18 protein-coding genes are annotated in these 16,991 nt (G+C 68.0%); 11 read left to right on the top strand and 7 right to left on the bottom strand.

All coding sequences use genetic code 11. The features are described 5' to 3' along the window. Window positions 1-7: 7 nt before the first annotated feature. Complete coding sequence (gene tldD, locus B215_RS0108135) at window positions 8-1,435, top strand: metalloprotease TldD (protein WP_019369148.1); 1,428 nt, start codon at window positions 8-10, stop codon at window positions 1,433-1,435. On the opposite strand, the gene B215_RS0108130 is transcribed toward tldD, so the two are convergent. Both B215_RS0108130 and B215_RS0108125 read right to left on the bottom strand, forming a co-directional pair. After that, complete coding sequence (locus B215_RS0108130) at window positions 1,436-1,732, bottom strand: CcdB family protein (RefSeq protein ID WP_019369147.1); 297 nt, start codon at window positions 1,730-1,732, stop codon at window positions 1,436-1,438. It lies immediately after the preceding gene. Next, window positions 1,732-1,977, bottom strand: coding sequence for a type II toxin-antitoxin system CcdA family antitoxin (locus B215_RS0108125; RefSeq protein ID WP_010542665.1), 246 nt, complete (start codon window positions 1,975-1,977; stop codon window positions 1,732-1,734). Before B215_RS0108125 ends, B215_RS0108130 begins: the two co-directional genes overlap by 1 nt. Before the next feature lie 50 nt (window positions 1,978-2,027). On the opposite strand from B215_RS0108125, the gene B215_RS0108120 reads away from it, so the two are divergent. Next, a complete protein-coding gene (locus B215_RS0108120) occupies window positions 2,028-2,243 on the top strand; it encodes a putative signal transducing protein (RefSeq protein ID WP_026009079.1) in 216 nt (71 codons plus the stop codon). Here B215_RS0108120 and B215_RS0108115 read toward each other — a convergent pair. Continuing rightward, window positions 2,233-3,450, bottom strand: coding sequence for a UbiH/UbiF/VisC/COQ6 family ubiquinone biosynthesis hydroxylase (locus B215_RS0108115; RefSeq protein ID WP_019369145.1), 1,218 nt, complete (start codon window positions 3,448-3,450; stop codon window positions 2,233-2,235). The two genes, B215_RS0108120 and B215_RS0108115, sit on opposite strands and share 11 nt — an antisense overlap. A gap of 141 nt (window positions 3,451-3,591) precedes the next feature. On the opposite strand from B215_RS0108115, the gene B215_RS0108110 reads away from it, so the two are divergent. From B215_RS0108110 to ribA, 4 genes are all read left to right on the top strand, one after another. Beyond that, window positions 3,592-5,979 (top strand): DNA translocase FtsK, encoded by a 2,388-nt coding sequence (locus B215_RS0108110; RefSeq protein WP_019369144.1) that lies wholly within the window; start codon window positions 3,592-3,594, stop codon window positions 5,977-5,979. 56 nt (window positions 5,980-6,035) lie between these two features. Then, window positions 6,036-6,683 carry a LolA family protein gene (locus tag B215_RS0108105; protein ID WP_019369143.1) on the top strand — a complete coding sequence of 216 codons (648 nt, stop codon included), beginning with the start codon at window positions 6,036-6,038 and terminating at the stop codon, window positions 6,681-6,683. A 238-nt stretch (window positions 6,684-6,921) separates the two neighbouring features. After that, window positions 6,922-7,704 (top strand): exodeoxyribonuclease III, encoded by a 783-nt coding sequence (locus B215_RS0108100; RefSeq protein ID WP_019369142.1) that lies wholly within the window; start codon window positions 6,922-6,924, stop codon window positions 7,702-7,704. Then, window positions 7,701-8,759: a GTP cyclohydrolase II gene (gene ribA, locus B215_RS0108095; RefSeq protein ID WP_019369141.1), complete on the top strand. Its 1,059-nt coding sequence runs from the start codon at window positions 7,701-7,703 to the stop codon at window positions 8,757-8,759. The genes B215_RS0108100 and ribA overlap by 4 nt, the downstream gene beginning before the upstream one ends. Window positions 8,760-8,799: 40 nt before the next feature. Here ribA and B215_RS0108090 read toward each other — a convergent pair whose 3' ends face one another. After that, window positions 8,800-9,498 (bottom strand): HAD family hydrolase, encoded by a 699-nt coding sequence (locus B215_RS0108090; RefSeq protein WP_019369140.1) that lies wholly within the window; start codon window positions 9,496-9,498, stop codon window positions 8,800-8,802. After that, window positions 9,495-10,163 (bottom strand): YggS family pyridoxal phosphate-dependent enzyme, encoded by a 669-nt coding sequence (locus tag B215_RS0108085; protein WP_019369139.1) that lies wholly within the window; start codon window positions 10,161-10,163, stop codon window positions 9,495-9,497. Before B215_RS0108085 ends, B215_RS0108090 begins: the two co-directional genes overlap by 4 nt. Window positions 10,164-10,179: 16 nt before the next feature. On the opposite strand from B215_RS0108085, the gene B215_RS0108080 reads away from it, so the two are divergent. Beyond that, window positions 10,180-10,710, top strand: a complete 531-nt coding sequence (locus B215_RS0108080; RefSeq protein WP_019369138.1) for a thiamine phosphate synthase — start codon at window positions 10,180-10,182, stop codon at window positions 10,708-10,710. Between the two features lie 5 nt (window positions 10,711-10,715). Here the strand turns inward: B215_RS0108080 and B215_RS0108075 are convergent, their stop codons facing one another. Further along, window positions 10,716-11,444, bottom strand: coding sequence for a hypothetical protein (locus tag B215_RS0108075; RefSeq protein WP_236704426.1), 729 nt, complete (start codon window positions 11,442-11,444; stop codon window positions 10,716-10,718). 208 nt (window positions 11,445-11,652) lie between these two features. On the opposite strand from B215_RS0108075, the gene B215_RS0108070 reads away from it, so the two are divergent. From B215_RS0108070 to holA, 4 genes are read left to right on the top strand one after another with little or no spacing between them, the layout of a single operon-like run. Beyond that, window positions 11,653-12,087 carry a DUF3576 domain-containing protein gene (locus B215_RS0108070; RefSeq protein WP_019369136.1) on the top strand — a complete coding sequence of 145 codons (435 nt, stop codon included), beginning with the start codon at window positions 11,653-11,655 and terminating at the stop codon, window positions 12,085-12,087. 13 nt (window positions 12,088-12,100) lie between these two features. Further along, window positions 12,101-14,632 carry a leucine--tRNA ligase gene (leuS, locus tag B215_RS0108065; RefSeq protein ID WP_019369135.1) on the top strand — a complete coding sequence of 844 codons (2,532 nt, stop codon included), beginning with the start codon at window positions 12,101-12,103 and terminating at the stop codon, window positions 14,630-14,632. Further along, window positions 14,629-15,135 (top strand): LPS assembly lipoprotein LptE, encoded by a 507-nt coding sequence (gene lptE / locus B215_RS0108060; protein ID WP_026009075.1) that lies wholly within the window; start codon window positions 14,629-14,631, stop codon window positions 15,133-15,135. Before leuS ends, lptE begins: the two co-directional genes overlap by 4 nt. Further along, a complete protein-coding gene (holA, locus tag B215_RS0108055; protein ID WP_019369133.1) occupies window positions 15,132-16,154 on the top strand; it encodes a DNA polymerase III subunit delta in 1,023 nt (340 codons plus the stop codon). Before lptE ends, holA begins: the two co-directional genes overlap by 4 nt. Before the next feature lie 5 nt (window positions 16,155-16,159). Here the strand turns inward: holA and kdsA are convergent, their stop codons facing one another. Next, entirely contained in the window at window positions 16,160-16,981 is an 822-nt protein-coding gene (gene kdsA, locus B215_RS0108050; RefSeq protein ID WP_026009074.1) for a 3-deoxy-8-phosphooctulonate synthase, read from the bottom strand. Window positions 16,982-16,991: the final 10 nt, after the last annotated feature.

Genomic DNA, 16,991 nt, shown 5'->3' with positions numbered 1-16,991 from the left:
CGGGTGGATGAGCATTCCCACCGATCCCCGCGCCTTCCTCTATCGCGACGGGCTCGATCCCGACGCTGCCGTTCGCCTGACCGCCGATGCGCTGGGCCAGGCCGAGGATGGCGAGCTCTATCTGCAATATCGCAAGTCCGAAGCATTCGGCTTCGACGACGGCCGGCTGAAGACCGCCGCCTATGACACGCAGTCGGGCTTCGGCCTGCGCGCGGTCTCGGGCGAGACGACGGCGTTCGCGCACGCCAACGAGATCAGCGCCGCCGCGATCCGCCGCGCTGCCGAAACGATGGCGCTGATCGATCCGGCCAAGCAGGGCAAGGCGCCGCCGCCGCAGGGCAACAACCGCCACCTCTACACCGATGCGGATCCGCTCGACCTGGTGCCCTTCGCCGACAAGGTGAATTTGTGCCAGACGATCGACGCCGCCGCCCGCGCGCGCGATCCGCGGGTGAAGCAGGTGTCGGTGAGCCTCACCGGCCAGTGGAGCGTCGTGGAAGTGGTGCGCGCCGACGGCTTCGTCGCCACCGATGTGCGGCCGCTGGTGCGGCTCAACGTTTCCGTCGTGGTCGAGCAGAATGGCCGCCGCGAGACGGGCAGCTTCGGCACCGGCAGGCGGGTGGTCTATGACCGGCTGTTCCAGCCCGAGACCTGGAACCGTGCGATCGACGAGGCGCTGGCGCAGGCGGTGGTCAATCTCGATGCCGTTGCAGCGCCGGCAGGCGACATGACCGTGCTGTGCGGCCCCGGCTGGCCGGGCGTGCTGCTGCACGAGGCGGTGGGCCATGGCCTGGAGGGCGATTTCAATCGCAAGGGCACCAGCGCCTTTTCCGGCCGCATCGGCGAGCGCGTCGCGGCACCGGGCGTGACCGTGGTCGACGACGGCTCGATCCATGATCGCCGCGGCTCGCTCTCGATCGACGACGAAGGCACGCCGACGCGCGAGACGGTGCTGATCGAGGACGGCATCCTCAAGGGCTATATGCAGGACCGCCTCAACGCCCGGCTGATGGGCGTCGAGCCGACCGGCAACGGGCGTCGTGAGTCGTTCCAGCACGCGCCGATGCCGCGGATGACCAACACCTTCATGAAGGGCGGCAAGGACGATCCCGCCGAGCTGCTCACGCGCGTGAAGAAGGGCATCTATGCCAAGAGCTTCGGCGGCGGGCAGGTCGACATTGTCTCGGGCAAGTTCGTATTTTCGTGCACCGAGGCGTACCTCATCGAGAACGGCAAGCTCGGCGCCCCGATCAAGGGCGCGACGCTGATCGGCGACGGGCCGACCGTGCTCCACCGCGTGACCGGCATCGGCAACGACTTCGCGCTCGACGAGGGCATTGGCATGTGCGGCAAGGGGGGCCAGTCGGTCCCCGCCGGTGTCGGTCAGCCGACGCTGCTGGTGGAAGGACTGACGGTGGGCGGGACGGCGGCGTGATCAGCCGCTACCGGTAAGCACGTCGATCGCGCCGAGGATGCGGAAACGCTCCTCGGCCAGCGATCCGACCCGCTCGCGCAACTCGGCGGTGCGAATCGCGGCGGCGAATTCCGTCATCAGCACCCACGTCTCACCGTTCACGTCGAATTGCGGATGCAGTCGCGGCGTCGTCGGGGCGCTTTCGCCAGGCTTCGCGAGCGGAATGACGAAGCGCGTACCGATCGTTGCGAGACCATCGGCCTGGCAGTCGATCACCAGACCACCGCCCGCCAGTCGATGCACGTCGAATTGCGCCATCAGAACAGACGATAGCGCTCGAGCGGCAATCCATTCTCTTCGACCCAGCGGTTATGGGCTTCGGCCCATTCGCGATTCTCTTCCTGCCAACGCCGGTCGCGCTCTGCCTTGGCGGCGGCGCGGATTGCGGCTTCGCAGACCTGGGAGAGATTCAGGCCCACTTCACGCCCCGCAGCCACCACGCCCGTGTCGAGCGACAGGTTCACCGCCTTGCGCTTGCCGGACGCGATCGGATCGTGCTTCATGCGGATAAGCTATGCGCATGCCCCATGCGCGTCAATCATCGGAGGCCGGCATGGCACTCGTCGAACTCGGCCGGTTCAACCGGCAGGAAGCCTTCATCGTCCAGGGGCGGCTGGAGGATGAGGACATCCCCAGCTTCGTGTTCGACGCCGGCGCCAGCATCGCCGACGGCAGCTATCTGCTGATCCCGGTGCGGGTGATGGTCGACGACGAGGACCTCGCCGCCGCCCGTGCCATCGTCGACGCGGCGGGTGGCCCTACGCCGTAATCCCCTGGAGCAGCTTGGGCACGTCGCCGCTCTCGCCGCGCGCCTCGCCCATGAACCAGGACTTGAGCGGCGGGATCCGGTCCACCGCCGACAGGCCGAAGCGCCGCACCGCATTGGGCAGCGCGCCGGGGATGCCGAACAGCCGGGTGAGCCCGTCGGTTGCCAGCGAAACCATGAAGGTGTCGAGCCCACGCCAGCGCTGGTAGCGGGCGAGCAGCTCGGGATCGCCCATGTCGAGCCCCAGCCTTTTGCCGTCGACCAGCACCTCGACCAAGGTCGCCACGTCGCGGAAGCCGACATTGACGCCCTGCCCCGCGATCGGATGGATGCCGTGCGCCGCGTCGCCGACCAGCGCCAGCCGCTCGGCGGTGATCCAGGCGGCGTGGTGGAATCCCAGCGGATAGGAGGAGCGCGCCGACAGCGGCCCCAGCTTGCCGAGAAATCCGCCCATCTTCTTCTCGGCCTCGGCCAGATAGGCGCGGTCCGAGATCTTGTGCATCGCCGCCGCGTCGCGGGCATGGACGGTCCACACCACCGCCGAGCGATGGCCGTTTTCGTCGTCGAGCAGCGGCAAGATGGCGAACGGGCCCTGGGGGTAGAAGATCTCGAAGGCGATATTCTCGTGGCTGCGCTCGTGGCCCAGCGTCGCGATCATCGCGGCATGGTCATAGGTCCAGCGCGCGACCTTGAAGCCCGCCGAATCGCGGGTGGGCGAATTGCGTCCCTCCGCCGCGATCAGCAGCTGCGCACGCACCGTCGCGCCCGAATCGAGCGTCGCCACCACGCCGTGCGGGCCGCGTTCGACCGAGACTGCGCGCGTCTGCATCCGCACGTCTGCCAGCGGCGCCGCCTGCGCCGCCTCGAACAGCGCGGTGCGTAGCACGCGGTTCTCGAACATATGGCCGAGCGCGCCGTCATCGGCGTCCGGCGCGAAGTCGAGCTTGCCCGGCGCCAGCCCGTCGGAGACGCGGATGCCCTCGATCGGGCACCCCTTCCCCGCCAGCCGCCCGGCGACGCCGATCGCCTCGAACATCCGCATCGGCGCGCTCGCGATCGCCGAGGCGCGGCCGTCGAAGCTCGCGGCGAGGATGGTTTCCGGGTCCGCCGGATCGATCACGATCGAACTGATGCCATGCGCGTCGAGCGCAACCGCCAGCGCGCTGCCGACCAGCCCGCCGCCGAGGATGAGAATGTCCGCCTGGTCCATAAAGACCGCCCTAGCAGGTTCGCACGCCCCTGCCAGCCGTCAACAGGTGCAGGGCGGCGAACGGAGGGGCCCTGCCTTGACGCCGGACTCCGCAGGCGCGATGATTCCGAGAGTTTTCCTTGCAGATCCGGAGGCTGGACGATGGCGTCCCGCGCAGAGGCGCCGCATTGGCGCGACACGATGAAGGCGGGCGTCCGTCGCGGCGGATTCGTCCTGGCGGGCACGGCACTGTTCGTGCTGACGGTCGCGCTGGTGCTGGCGCTGGTCAGCTACCATGCCTCGGATCCGGCGCTGAACACCGCCGCTGGCGGCCCGGCGCGCAACTGGCTGGGCCCGGTGGGCGCCTGGATCGCCGACATTCTCTACACGCTGATCGGCCTGCCGGTGCTGCTGCTCGCCCCCGTCGGCTTGCTCTCCGCGCATCGGATGATGATTGACCGGCCGATCGAGCGCCCCCGCCGGATGATCGGCAGCGCGGCGGTTGCTGCCGCGCTGGCCGCGATCGGGCTCGGGCTGCTCCATTTCGACTGGTCGCTGCCGCTCGACTGGCGGCTGCCCGCCGGCATGGGCGGGCTGATCGGGCTGTCGATCGCCGGCGGCGTGGACTGGCTGATCGGGCTCGCCGGAGACCCCGCCGTGTCCTTCTGGGTCGGGCGCGGGATCGGGCTGCTGCTGCTGCTCGGCGGGTTGTGGCTATGGTGGATGCGGCTGGAGTTCAGCTCGCCGCTGCGCCTGTTCCGCATGCCACGCTTCACCCGCTCGACCGGTGAGGAACGCATTGTCACCGCCCCCGAAGGCACCGGCTTCCGCGCCCGGCCGCAGAGCGTGTCCGCCTTCGAGGCAGATCCCGATGACGACGACGACCTGCCCTTCGACCGCGATCCGCCCCGCGCCGCCGAGCCGCGCCGCGTGGTGATCCCGGACAACCGCCCCGGGCCAGTGATCGCCGACCGCACCATCTCCACCGCCCCCGCCCGCGCGAAGCCGCCGGTGCAGGCCGCGCTCGACTTCAAGGACAGCTACCAGCTGCCCCCGCTCGACCTGCTCACCCCGCCGCCCGCCAACCGCACCTCGACGGTCGACAAGGCCGCGCTGGAGCGCAACGCCCGGCTGCTCGAAAGCGTGCTCGAGGACTTCCATGTGAAGGGCGAGATTGTCGAGGTCCGCCCCGGCCCGGTCGTCACCATGTACGAGCTGGAGCCGGCAAGCGGCATCAAGGCCAGCCGTGTGATCCAGCTGGCCGACGACATCGCCCGCAACATGAGCGCGATCTCCGCCCGCGTCGCCACCATCCCCGGCCGCACCGTGATGGGCATCGAGCTGCCCAACGCCACTCGGGAAAGCGTGAGCCTGCACGAGCTGATCGGCAGCCAGCAGTTCGAGGAACAGGGCGCCACCCTGCCCGTGGTGCTCGGCAAGAACATCGCCGGCGAGCCGGTGATCGCGGATCTCGCGCCTATGCCGCATCTGCTCGTCGCCGGCACCACCGGCTCGGGCAAGTCGGTGGGGCTCAACTGCATGATCCTGTCGCTGCTCTATCGGCTCACGCCCGAGCAGTGCCGGCTGATCATGATCGATCCGAAGATGCTGGAACTCAGCATGTACAAGGACATCCCCCACCTGCTCGCCGACGTGGTGACCGATCCGCCCAAGGCGGTGCGCGCGCTCAAATGGGCGGTCGAGCAGATGGAGGATCGCTACCGGATGATGGCCTCGGTCAACGTCCGCAGTCTGGCGAGCTACAACGACAAGGTGCGCACCGCCAAGGCCAAGGGCCAGACGCTCGGCCGCAAGGTGCAGGTCGGCTATGATCCGGAGACCGGCAAGCCGATCTACGAGGAAGAGACGCTCGATCTGCAGGTGCTGCCGCTGATCGTCGTCATCGTCGACGAGCTGGCCGACCTGATGATGACCGCGGGCAAGGAAGTCGAATTCCTCATCCAGCGCCTCGCGCAGAAGGCGCGCGCGGCGGGCATCCACCTGATCATGGCGACGCAGCGCCCCTCGGTCGACGTCATCACCGGCGTGATCAAGGCGAACCTGCCGACCCGGATCAGCTTCCACGTCACCTCGAAAATCGATTCGCGTACCATCCTGGGCGAACAGGGCGCCGAGCAGCTGCTGGGCAAGGGCGACATGCTGTACATGTCCGGCGGCAAGGGCATCACCCGCGTCCACGGGCCCTTCGTCAGCGACGACGAGGTCCAGGCGGTCACCGATTTCTGGCGGGCGCAGGGCGCGCCGGATTACATCTCGGCGGTTACCGAGGAGCCCGAGGACGGCGGCTTCACCCTCGAGGGCGCGCCCGATGGCGAGGACAGCCCCGAGGAGCAGACCTATCGCCGCGCGGTGCAGCTGGTCGCAGAGAGCCAGAAGGCCTCGACCTCGTGGCTGCAGCGCCAGCTGCGCGTCGGCTACAACTCGGCGGCACGGCTGATCGAACGGATGGAGCGCGAGAATCTGGTGTCCAAGCCGGACCATGTCGGCCGGCGCGAGGTGTTGATGGATACCGAGGGGCGGCCGCTCTAAAGGCGGATCGAATCGCTGCGGTAATGGGTTCACGGCCCATTCAAGCCGCTGCGCTTATGCCGGCGATCTGCAATTCGGAGAAGAACCCCGTGTTTTCGCGCCCCTTGGCCCTTTCCATGCTCGCCGCGCCGCTGCTGGTGGCGGCGGCGCCCGCCCCCGCGCCCGAGCTCGCCCAGGTGCAGCAGCATCTGAAGGGCATTTCGACGATGACCGCCGATTTCACGCAGGAGGACCGCAACGGCCGGGTTGTGACCGGCGTGCTGACGCTGAAGCAACCCGGCAAGATCCGCTTTCAATATGAGAAAGGCGTGCCGCAACTGATCGTCGCCGACGGCAAGAGCCTGTATTTTATCGATTATCAGGTGCGCCAGGTGCAGCGCTGGCCCACCGGCAATTCGCCGCTGCGGGTGCTGCTGGATCCCGGCCGCGACATCAGCGGCTATGCGCAGGTGAAGCCAACCGCCGACTCGCGCGTGATCTCTGTCGAAATCCATGATCCGAAGCACCCGGAATACGGACGCATCACCATGGTGTTTCAGAAGGACGGCACGGCTCCGGCCGGGCTGAAGCTGCAGGGCTGGGTGGCGCTGGACGCGCAGAACAACCGCACCACGATCCGGCTGGCCAGCCAGCGCTTCAACGGGCCGGTGGCGGACTCGGCCTTTCGCTGGAACGACCCGCGGACCCAGGTCCGCACGCATTAATTTTCGTATAGCGCAATCGTTCATCCAAGCGACAGGTTTGCTCGTCTATCAGGGCAAGGCGGAAGGGGTTGCTGCCCGGGATTTTTCCCCCTGTTGCCCGGCTTCATGCCCCCTCCCCCTGCGTGACGAACGCTAGGTCGGCCCTCGCTCCATTGCCCCCGGAGCGGGGGCCTTTCCTTTTGGGCGGCCCATCCATGATATACTGGTACTTCGGCGCGGACTTGCTACATCGGCGCGCGTGAAGATCGCCTCCTGGAACATCAATTCCGTCCGCTTTCGCATCGCCATCGTCGAGCAGTTCCTGCGCGAGGAGGTGCCTGACATCCTGTGCCTGCAGGAGACCAAGGTGATCGACGGCGACTTCCCCGAAGCGCCGTTCCGCGACCTCGGCTATACCCACATCATCAAGCACGGCCAGCGGATGCACCACGGCGTGGCGATCATCGCCCGCGTGCCTGTGGCCGAGGACGATCGACTCGACTGGCAGGCCAACCAGGAAGCCCGCCATGTCGGCGTGCGGCTGCCGAACGGCGTGCGACTCGAGAATGTCTATGTTCCCGCCGGTGGCGACGTGCCCGACCGAGCGGTGAACCCGAAGTTCGGCCAGAAGCTCGATTTTGTGGCACGGATGACGGAATGGTCCGCCCAACTCGACGTGCCGACGATCCTGACCGGCGATTTCAACATCGCGCCGCTCGAATCGGACGTGTGGAGCCACAAGCAGCTGCTCGACGTGGTCAGCCATACGCCGATCGAGGTGGAGGCGCTGGGCCGCCTCCAGGCGGCGCATGGGTGGGTGGATCTCGGCCGCAAGTTCATCCCGGCACCGGCGCGCTGCTACACCTGGTGGAGCTACCGCGCGAAAGACTGGGCTGCCTCCGATCGCGGGCGGCGGCTCGACCATATGTGGGCCAGCCCCGAGATCGCCGAGAAGGCGGTGGCGCACAAGGTGTGCGAGCCGTGCCGCTCCTGGATCAAGCCCTCGGACCATGTACCGATCGTGACGGAGTTCGACTTTTGAGCAATCCGCGCGCCGCCGCCGAAGCCGTGGACGCACTGCGCCGCGGTTGGCCGATCGCCATTCGGGGCGTGGAAGGCACCCTCCGGCTGCTCGCGATCGAGACCGCCGACGGTGCGCGGCTGAGGGATTTCGACCCGGCCGGGGCTGCGCCGGTGCTGCTCTCGGCCGGCCGCGCGGCGACGCTGAAGCTGGCCAACCAGCGCGATGCGGCAACGCCGGACGCGCCGGTGCTCATCGAGCGGGTCGACTGGCTCGATTTCGACGCGGCGACCGCGCTCGCCGATCCGCAATTCGATCTCGCGACGCCGCTCAAGGGCCCCTTCCGCGCGATTCCGGTGGTGCAGGCCGACGCCGCGGCGGCGGCGCTGCGGCTGGCGCGGATCGCTGGGCTGCTCCCCGCCTTCTTCGTGCTGGAAGGCGATGCGGGGGACGCAATCACCCTCGCCGATATCGACGCACATGAGGATGCCGATCGCCTGCGGATCGTCGGTCGCGCGCGACTGCCGGTTGAAGCCGCCGAGGACGCCGAAATCGTGGCCTTCCGCACCGACGAGATGCCGGGCGAGCATATCGCGCTGCTGATCGGCCAGCCGAACGGCGAGGCGCCGCTGGTGCGGCTGCACAGCGAATGCCTGACCGGAGACATGCTCGGCAGTCTGAAATGCGATTGCGGACCGCAGCTGAAGGCCGCGATCGCGGAGATATCGAAGAGCGGCTGGGGCATCTTGCTCTATCTGCGCCAGGAAGGGCGCGGCATCGGCCTGATCAACAAGCTGCGCGCCTATGCGCTGCAGGACCAGGGCTTCGACACGGTCGACGCCAACACCCGGCTCGGCTTCGCGATCGACGCGCGCAACTTCCGGGTGGCGGCGCGGATGCTGAACCTGCTCGGCCAACCGCGCATCCGGCTGCTCACCAACAACCCGCAAAAGGTGGAGACGCTGCGCGCCGCCGGTGTCGACGTGCTGGAGCGCGTGCCGCACGTGCTGCCGGCGAACCCGCACAATGCGCGGTATCTGGCGACCAAGCGCGACCGGACCGGGCACGAGTTTTGAACTGACCGTGCTCCTGCGAAACAGGAGCACGGCAAGGCCGTCAGCCGATCAGCCGGGCGACCTCGTCGAAATCATGGGCGATGTGCTGCACGCCCAGCGCCTTGAGCCGCTCGCCGTGATCGGCCGCGCAGTGCGCGCCCGCACATAGCCCGATCACCGTCGCGCCCGAGGCGACGGCGCCCGTCACGCCAACCGGCGAATCCTCGAGGATCACGCAATCCTCGATCGGCACGCCCAGCGCGGCGGCAGCGTGGAGGTAGAGATCGGGTGCCGGCTTGCCGTTGGCAACATGCTCGCGGCCGCTGAACAGCTTGTCGCCGAACAGATCGCGGACGCCGAGATGGCGGAGATGCGTGTCGAGCCAGTGGCTTGGGCTCGACGAGGCGATCGCCTTGGGCAGATCCTTGGGCAGGCTCTCGAGGAAGCGCAGCGCACCGGCCACCGCCGGCAGCCCCTCCGCCAAGGCGCGGGCATCTTCCTCCGCACGGGCCTCATGGAAGCCCTCGGGGATCGCGCGGCCGATCCAGTTCTCGATCGCGGCGAGGAAATCATGTCCCGCCAGCCCCATGAAGTTCGCCATCGAATGTTCGGGCGTGGTCGGATGGCCGATGCTGGTCAGATAGTCGGCGATCTGCTTGTTGCCGGCATATTCGCTCTCCAGCAGCACCCCGTCGAAGTCAAAGATGAGGCCGGCGAAGCGCACAGGGATCGTGGTGGGCAGGCGAGTCATCTCGTTCATGCGCGGTCTCCGAACAGCGCCGTGCCGACGCGGATATGGGTGGCGCCGAGCGTCACCGCGGTTTCGTAGTCGCTCGACATGCCCATGCTGAGCCCGCCCAGCCCGTGGTCGCGCGCCAGCTTGGCGAGCAGCGCGAAATAGGGGGCGGCTTCCAGACCCGCAGGCGGCACGCACATCAGGCCGGCGACCGGCAGGCTGGCGGTCTTTGCCTCGCCGAGCAGCGCGGGCAGATCGGCAACCGGGCAGCCGCCCTTTTGCGGCTCGTCGCCGATATTGACCTGGAGGAAGCAGGCCGGGCGGCGATCCGTCTTGTCCATCGCCTTGGCCAGCGCCGCCACCAGCGACGGCCGGTCGACGCCGTGGATCGCGTCGAACAGGGCAACGGCTTCGTCTGCCTTGTTCGACTGGAGCTGGCCGACCAGGTGCAGTTCAATGCCGGAAGTTGTCTCGCGCAACTGCGGCCACTTGCCCTGTGCTTCCTGTACGCGGTTCTCGCCGAACACGCGCTGCCCGGCATCGATCAGCGGCTGGATCGTCGCGGCGTCGCGCGTCTTGGAAACGGCGATGAGGGTGATGTCGGCAGGCTGGCGGCCGGCGATCTTGGCGGCGCGGGCGATCGCGGTCTGCACCGCGGCGAGCCGCTGGCTGGCATCGTCTTGAAGCATGGGGCGGGCTATAGGCATGGTGATGCCGACCCGCCACCCCCCAATCCCGCGCCTGTGGCTGATGACCGACCCTCGCTTGGGCGACGGGCTATGGGATGCGCTGGAGCGGCTGCCGCGCGGCAGCGGCATCATCTTCCGTCATTATCAGCTGCCCCTGGACCAGCGACGCGCCCTGTTCGCGCGGATCGCGCAGGTAGCGCGGCGGCGCAGGCTGGTGCTGCTGCGCGCCGGGGCGCATCCGATGCGCGGCGAGGCGGGCACGCACGGCCGGCGCGGGCGCGGACTGACGACCTGGCCGGTGCACTCGCGGCGCGAAGCGGTGGCGGCGATCCGGGCGGGCGCGGACGCGCTGCTCGTTTCCCCCGCCTTTCCGACACGTTCGCACCCAGGCGCGGCGGCGCTAGGCCCGGTGCGATTCGGCCTGCTGGTGCGCGGGCTAGACAGGCCGGTGATCGCGCTTGGAGGAATGAACGCGGCGCGGGCGAAACGCCTGCAGCCGTTTGGAATTCGCGGATGGGCGGCGATCGACGCGTGGGCGCCGGCCTGAACCGATCAGAAGCGGAAGGCGGTGCCGATATAGATCGCCTGGCTGTCGCGGCGATTGTCGTTCGTCAGCTGCTGCAGGCGATCGCGCTCGCTCTTGTACCGAACGCCGGCCGTCAGCGCGAGGTTACGCGACACCGAATAGGATCCACCGAGATCGAGCGCATAGCTCGGCTTCTCGCCGATCAGCACGGGCGCCTGCACCAGCGGCCGATCGTCGATCGCCGCGATCCGGCCACTCACGCGCTTGCCGCTGTAGCTGACGCCAACTTCCTTGCGCTCGCGGCTGCCCGGCTGGTCGACGAGATCGACGCGCGTGACATCCCCGGACAGGGCGACACGGCGCCAACCTACCGAGACGCCCAGATTATAGGCGATCGGAGCGAGACTGACGGCGCTGGGCTTGGCGGCGGGGATCCGGCTGTCGACTTCGACCGCGCGCGTCGAGCGGGCGCGGACAGCGACCATCAGCGCACGATTTGAACCGGTACGCGAATCGGCCGGAGTGAAGCGGAAACCCGAATCGGCGAGGCCGCTGCGCGCGAGCACGGCAGCCAGCTTCGGATCGGCCGCGGCGGGCGTGAAACCACCGGCGCCATTCAGCGTCAGCGGCGTGGAACGAACGGCAGCCCTTGCCAGGCGGTCTCGTTCTTGCGCCTGAAGCGCCGGAGACACGGCGAGGCCGGCGACGCAAAGCGCCCCCACCCCAAGTCCCGTCATCCAGCGAACCAAACGCATCTGCATTCCTCTCTTATGGGTGCCCGTACCACGAAACGAAGCCGACGTTCCACCGGTGACAGCGATTTTCCGCCAAGTGTTGCAGCATACCCACAGATTCAAGCAGAAATCGTCCAACGGTGCCCGTCGCGTCGCGCCTTGCTCCCGCCACATCACACCCTATAGATGCTCGCACTCATTCCCTTGCCCGGTAGGAAGTACGACGTCCATGAACCGCCTGTTGCGCTTTGCGATCCTGGGGTCGCTCGCTGTTTCCGTCTCCGCCTGCGGTGGCAAGGGGCGCCCGCAAGCCGATCTGGCGGCGTCCAAGGTCACCACCATCGGCGTCAACGCTTATCTTTGGCGTGCCAGCCTCGACACGCTGAGCTTCATGCCGCTGCTCCAGACCGATTCGAACGGCGGCGTGATCGTCACCGACTGGTATGTGAACCCCAACGTCCCGACCGAACGGATGAAGGTGACGGTGACCGTGCTGGACCAGGATCTGCGCGCCGATGCGCTGCGGGTCGCGGCGCTGCGCGAAGTGAACCGCAACGGCGCCTGGGTCTCGGCCCCCGTGCAGGCAGCCACCGTCCAGAAGCTCGAGGACATCATCCTGACCCGCGCACGCGACCTGCGCCGCGCGGCCGTCGCGACCAACTAATCGGAATCCCATCATGGCGTCTCGCTTCAATCCCTTGAAGGCGGACGCGGCGTGGCAGAAGGCGTGGGAGGAAAACCGCACCTTCGCCGCCCGCGACGATTCGCCCAAGCCGAAGTCCTATGTGCTCGAGATGTTCCCCTATCCCTCGGGGCGCATCCATATGGGCCATGTGCGCAACTACACGATGGGCGACGTGCTGGCGCGCTTCCGCCGGATGAAGGGCATGGAAGTGCTCCATCCGATGGGCTGGGACGCCTTCGGCATGCCCGCCGAAAATGCCGCGATGGAAAAGAAGGTCCATCCCGGCGCCTGGACCCGCCAGAACATCGCGACGATGAAGGCGCAGCTCAAGCGCCTCGGCTTCGCGCTCGACTGGACGCGCGAGATCGCCACCTGCGAGCCCGACTATTACGGCCAGGAACAGGCGCTGTTCCTCGACCTGTACGAAGCCGGGCTGGTCTATCGCAAGGAAAGCGCGGTCAACTGGGACCCGGTCGACATGACCGTGCTCGCCAACGAGCAGGTGATCGACGGGCGCGGCTGGCGCTCGGGCGCGCTGGTCGAGCGGCGCAAGCTCAACCAGTGGTTCCTCAAGATCACCGATTTCGCCGACGACCTGCTCGAAGGGCTGAAGGGCCTCGAGCATTGGCCGGACAAGGTGAAGCTGATGCAGGAAAACTGGATCGGCAAGTCGGAAGGCCTGCAGTTCACCTGGAGCCTGTCCAACGGCGAAGGGCTGACCGTCTACACCACGCGGCCGGACACGATCTTCGGCGCGAGCTTCGTCGCGATCGCGGCGGACCACCCGATCGCGCAAGCGCTCGCCGCGGGCGACCCGCAAGTGCAGGCGTTCATCGAGCGCTGCAAGCAGGGCGGCACCACCGCGGCCGAGCTGGAGACGCAGGAAAAACTCGGCTGGAACACCGGGCTCACCGCGCAGCATCCGTTCGACGCGAGCTGGCAGGTGCCGGTCTATATCGCGAACTTCGTGCTGATGGACTATGGCACCGGCGCGGTGTTCGGCGTGCCGGCGCATGATCAGCGCGACTTCGAATTCGCGACCAAGTACGCGCTGCCGATCCGTCGCGTCGTCTCCGAAGGCGACAAGACCGCGCCTGCGTTCGACGGCACCGAGGCCTATACCGGCCCCGGCACGCTGGTGAACTCGCACTTCCTCGACGGTCTCGACGTGGTCGATGCCAAGCGCGAAGTGATCCGCCGCGCCGAGGAAGGCAATTGGGGCACCGGCAGCACCGTGTGGCGCCTGCGCGACTGGGGCGTCAGCCGCCAGCGCTATTGGGGCACCCCGATCCCGATCATCCATTGCGAGGATTGCGGCCCCGTCGGCGTGCCGAAGGAACAGCTGCCGGTCACGCTGCCCGAAGACGTGTCGTTCGACGTCCCCGGCAACCCGCTCGACCGCCACGCGACGTGGAAGCATGTCGATTGCCCGAAATGCGGCAAGCCCGCGCGGCGCGAGACCGACACGCTCGACACCTTCGTCGATTCGAGCTGGTATTTCCTGCGTTTCGCCAGCCAGCCGAGCGACCAGCCTTTCGACAAGGCGGTGGCAGAGCAGTGGCTGCCGGTCGGCCAGTATATCGGTGGCGTCGAGCATGCGATCCTGCACCTGCTCTACGCGCGCTTCTTCACCCGCGCGCTGCGCCATATCGGCCGCATCGACGTGGCCGAGCCGTTCGCGGGACTGTTCACCCAGGGCATGGTCACCCACGCCAGCTATTATCAGCTCGAAGAGCATGAGGGGCTGGAGCGGAAGGTCTATTTCGAGCCGTCCCAGGTCTCATTCCGCGCCGACGGATCGGCCTATCTGACCGACACCGGCGCCGAGGTCATCGTCGGCCGCGTCGAGAAGATGTCGAAGTCGAAGAAGAACACCGTCGATCCGACCGAGATCGTCGACCAGTATGGCGCCGACGCGACCCGCTGGTTCGTGCTCTCCGACAGCCCGCCCGAGCGCGACCTGGAGTGGAGCGAGAGCGGCATCGAAGGCGCCTGGCGCTTCGTCAACCGCTTGTGGCGCCTGTTCGACGGCCTGGAAGCCGCTGAGGGCGAGGACAAGGATCTCGACCGCAAGCTCCACCGCACCATCGCCGGTGTCGCCGAGGACATCGAGGCGCTGACCTTCAACAAGGCCGTCGCCAAGCTCTACGAGCTGACCGCGGCGATCGAGAAGGCCAAGCCCTCCGCCTCGCGCACCGCCGCGATCCGCACGCTGGTCCGCATCGTTGCGCCGATGGTCCCGCACATCGCCGAAGAGGCCTGGGCCGCGATGGGCGAGACCGGCATGATCGCCGACGCCGAATGGCCGGCGGTCGATCCGGCGCTGCTGATCGACGACGAAGTGACGATCGCGGTGCAGGTCAACGGCAAGCTGCGCGACACGCTGGTCATGCCGAAGGGCGCCGCCAAGGACGTCGTCGAGGCCGCGGCACTTGCGTCGGACAAGATCGTTCGGCTGCTCGAAGGCAACGCGCCGCGCAAGATCATCGTGGTGCCCGATCGATTGGTGAACATCGTCGCATGACAAAGGCCCCTGCCCTGCTCGCTCCCCTTGCCCTGGCGCTCTCCGCGTGCGGGCTGCATCCGATGTACCAGGGGGGCAGCGGAGGCACGGTCGCCTCGACGCTGGCGGCAGTGGAAGTCGCCCCGATCGAGGGCCAGTCCGGCTGGCTGGTGACGAACGCGCTGAAGGACCGGCTGGATAATCGCGGCACCGCCGCAGCCTATCGCCTTGAAGTGCGGCTCGACGACCGGATCATCGGGCTGGGCGTGCGGCGCGACGATTCGGTGTCGCGCGAGCGGCGGACGCTGCGCGCGCGCTACCAGTTGATCGACGTGCGGAACGGCCAGGTGGTGCTCGACGCCACCGCCGGATCGGATGCCGGCATCGACGTGGTCGGATCCGAATATGCGACGATCGCAGCCGAGAAGAGTGCGCTGGAGCGGCTTTCCGGCATCGTCGCAGACCAGATCGTAGCGCGCATCGCCCGCTATGTGCGCAATGGCGGCACCCCGCCGGCGCAATGAAGGCCAATGCGGGCCAAATCCGCGCGGCGGTAGAGGCGCCAAAGCCGGACATCCGGCTGTACCTGCTCCATGGCCCTGACGAGGCCGGCGCGGCCGATCTGGCGGCGCGGCTCGGCAAGGCGCTGGGCCCGGAGGCGGAGCGAATCGACATCGACATGAAGGCGCTGCGCGACCAGCCCGGGCTACTCGCCGACGAAGCTGCGTCACTCTCGCTGTTCGGCGGTGCGCGGTACATTCGCGTGCAGGGTATCGAGGAAGGCGCGGCCGAAGCAGTGGCGCTGCTGCTCGGCGCCGAGCGCGCGGGCAATCCGGTGGTGGCGATCGGCCCGAACCTGAAGACCAGCGGCAAGCTGGTGAAGGCGGCGATCGCCGCGCCCAGCGCCATGGCCTTCGCCTGCTATGTTCCCGAAGGCGCGGGCGCGGCGCAGCTGGCGGGCACGATTGCGCGCGAGCACGGGCTGCGCCTGACCGGCGACGTGCCGCATCGGATGGCGAGCGCCGCCAATGGCGACCGCGCAATCCTGACGCGCGAGATCGAGAAGCTGGCGCTGTTTCTCGACGCCGATCCCGAACATCCGCGCGACGCCGACGGTACGGCGCTGGACGCGATCGGCGCCGATCTGGGCGAAGGCGAGCTGTTCGGGGCGATCGAGGCGGTGCTCGACGGACGCGTGGCGGAAGTCGGCGAGGAACTGGCCAAGATGGGCGAAAGCGGCGGATCGGCGATCCCGCTGATGCGGCAGCTGGTCCGCCGATTGATGACGCTGGCCGAGTTGCGCGCCGAGATGGACCAGGGCGCCAGCGTCGACGACGCGATGGAGCGCCACCGCGTGTTCTTCAAGGAACGCCCCGCCACCGGCCGCGCGCTCCGCCGCTGGTCCGCCCCCCAGATCGCGCGGGCGATCGAACGGGTCAGGCTGGCCGAGCGTGCGATGATGCGCAGCGGCAGTGCCGGGGAATTGCTGGCCGAAGTGGAATGCGTCGCCATCGCCCGCGCCGCGGCACGGGCGAAGGGCTAGGGGCCTCAGCCCGCCTTGGCGAGGGCGTCGAACGCCTTCAGCCGGGCAAGCAACGCCGGCATTTCCGCGAGCGGCACCATGTTCGGGCCGTCGCTGGGCGCGGTGTCCGGCTTTTCATGGGTTTCGATGAACACCGCCGCGACGCCCACGGCGACAGCAGCGCGGGCGAGCGCCGGTACGAATTCGCGCTGACCACCCGAACTGGTGCCCTGCCCGCCCGGCTGCTGCACCGAATGGGTGGCATCGAACATCACCGGATAGCCGGTCTGCGCCATGATCGGCAGCGCGCGCATGTCACTGACCAGCGTGTTGTAGCCGAAACTGGCGCCGCGCTCGCACAGGATGATGTTCTCGTTGCCCGAGGACGCGAGCTTCTTCGCGACGTTCTTCATGTCCCAGGGCGCGAGGAACTGGCCCTTCTTGACGTTGATCGCACGGCCGGTCTGGGCGGCGGCGACGAGCAGGTCGGTCTGGCGGCAGAGAAAGGCGGGGATCTGGAGCACGTCGACTGCTTCCGCAACCGGCGCGCACTGGCCGGCATCGTGCACGTCGGTCAGCACCGGGCAGCCGAACTTCGCCTTCAGATCGGCGAAGACCTGGAGCGCCGCGCTCATGCCGATGCCGCGCGGCGCGTCGATCGAGGTGCGGTTCCCCTTGTCGAACGAGCTCTTGTAGATGAAGCCGATGCCGAGATCGGCGCAGAGATCGGTCAGCGCCTCGGCCATTTCGAAGGCGTGTTCGCGGCTTTCCATCGCACAGGGGCCTGCGACAAGCACGACCGGCTTGTCGTTGGCGATTTCAAGAGCACCGACCTTGACCGTCTTCATCTTCAAATCC

It is taken from the genome of Sphingomonas sp. ATCC 31555, from assembly GCF_000282895.1.
GTDB lineage: Bacteria > Pseudomonadota > Alphaproteobacteria > Sphingomonadales > Sphingomonadaceae > Sphingomonas.
This window is presented reverse-complemented; position numbering and strand designations above follow the sequence as displayed.

Excerpts from the sequence above, each read along its gene's own strand:
- tldD (WP_019369148.1), top strand. The coding sequence starts at position 8 with ATGAGCATTCCCACCGATCCCCGCGCCTTCCTCTATCGCGACGGGCTC.
- B215_RS0108130 (WP_019369147.1), bottom strand. The coding sequence starts at position 1,732 with ATGGCGCAATTCGACGTGCATCGACTGGCGGGCGGTGGTCTGGTGATC.
- B215_RS0108125 (WP_010542665.1), bottom strand. The coding sequence starts at position 1,977 with ATGAAGCACGATCCGATCGCGTCCGGCAAGCGCAAGGCGGTGAACCTG.
- B215_RS0108120 (WP_026009079.1), top strand. The coding sequence starts at position 2,028 with ATGGCACTCGTCGAACTCGGCCGGTTCAACCGGCAGGAAGCCTTCATC.
- B215_RS0108115 (WP_019369145.1), bottom strand. The coding sequence starts at position 3,450 with ATGGACCAGGCGGACATTCTCATCCTCGGCGGCGGGCTGGTCGGCAGC.
- B215_RS0108110 (WP_019369144.1), top strand. The coding sequence starts at position 3,592 with ATGGCGTCCCGCGCAGAGGCGCCGCATTGGCGCGACACGATGAAGGCG.
- B215_RS0108105 (WP_019369143.1), top strand. The coding sequence starts at position 6,036 with ATGCCGGCGATCTGCAATTCGGAGAAGAACCCCGTGTTTTCGCGCCCC.
- B215_RS0108090 (WP_019369140.1), bottom strand. The coding sequence starts at position 9,498 with ATGAACGAGATGACTCGCCTGCCCACCACGATCCCTGTGCGCTTCGCC.
- B215_RS0108085 (WP_019369139.1), bottom strand. The coding sequence starts at position 10,163 with ATGCTTCAAGACGATGCCAGCCAGCGGCTCGCCGCGGTGCAGACCGCG.
- B215_RS0108080 (WP_019369138.1), top strand. The coding sequence starts at position 10,180 with ATGGTGATGCCGACCCGCCACCCCCCAATCCCGCGCCTGTGGCTGATG.
- B215_RS0108075 (WP_236704426.1), bottom strand. The coding sequence starts at position 11,444 with ATGCGTTTGGTTCGCTGGATGACGGGACTTGGGGTGGGGGCGCTTTGC.
- B215_RS0108070 (WP_019369136.1), top strand. The coding sequence starts at position 11,653 with ATGAACCGCCTGTTGCGCTTTGCGATCCTGGGGTCGCTCGCTGTTTCC.
- leuS (WP_019369135.1), top strand. The coding sequence starts at position 12,101 with ATGGCGTCTCGCTTCAATCCCTTGAAGGCGGACGCGGCGTGGCAGAAG.
- lptE (WP_026009075.1), top strand. The coding sequence starts at position 14,629 with ATGACAAAGGCCCCTGCCCTGCTCGCTCCCCTTGCCCTGGCGCTCTCC.
- holA (WP_019369133.1), top strand. The coding sequence starts at position 15,132 with ATGAAGGCCAATGCGGGCCAAATCCGCGCGGCGGTAGAGGCGCCAAAG.
- kdsA (WP_026009074.1), bottom strand. The coding sequence starts at position 16,981 with ATGAAGACGGTCAAGGTCGGTGCTCTTGAAATCGCCAACGACAAGCCG.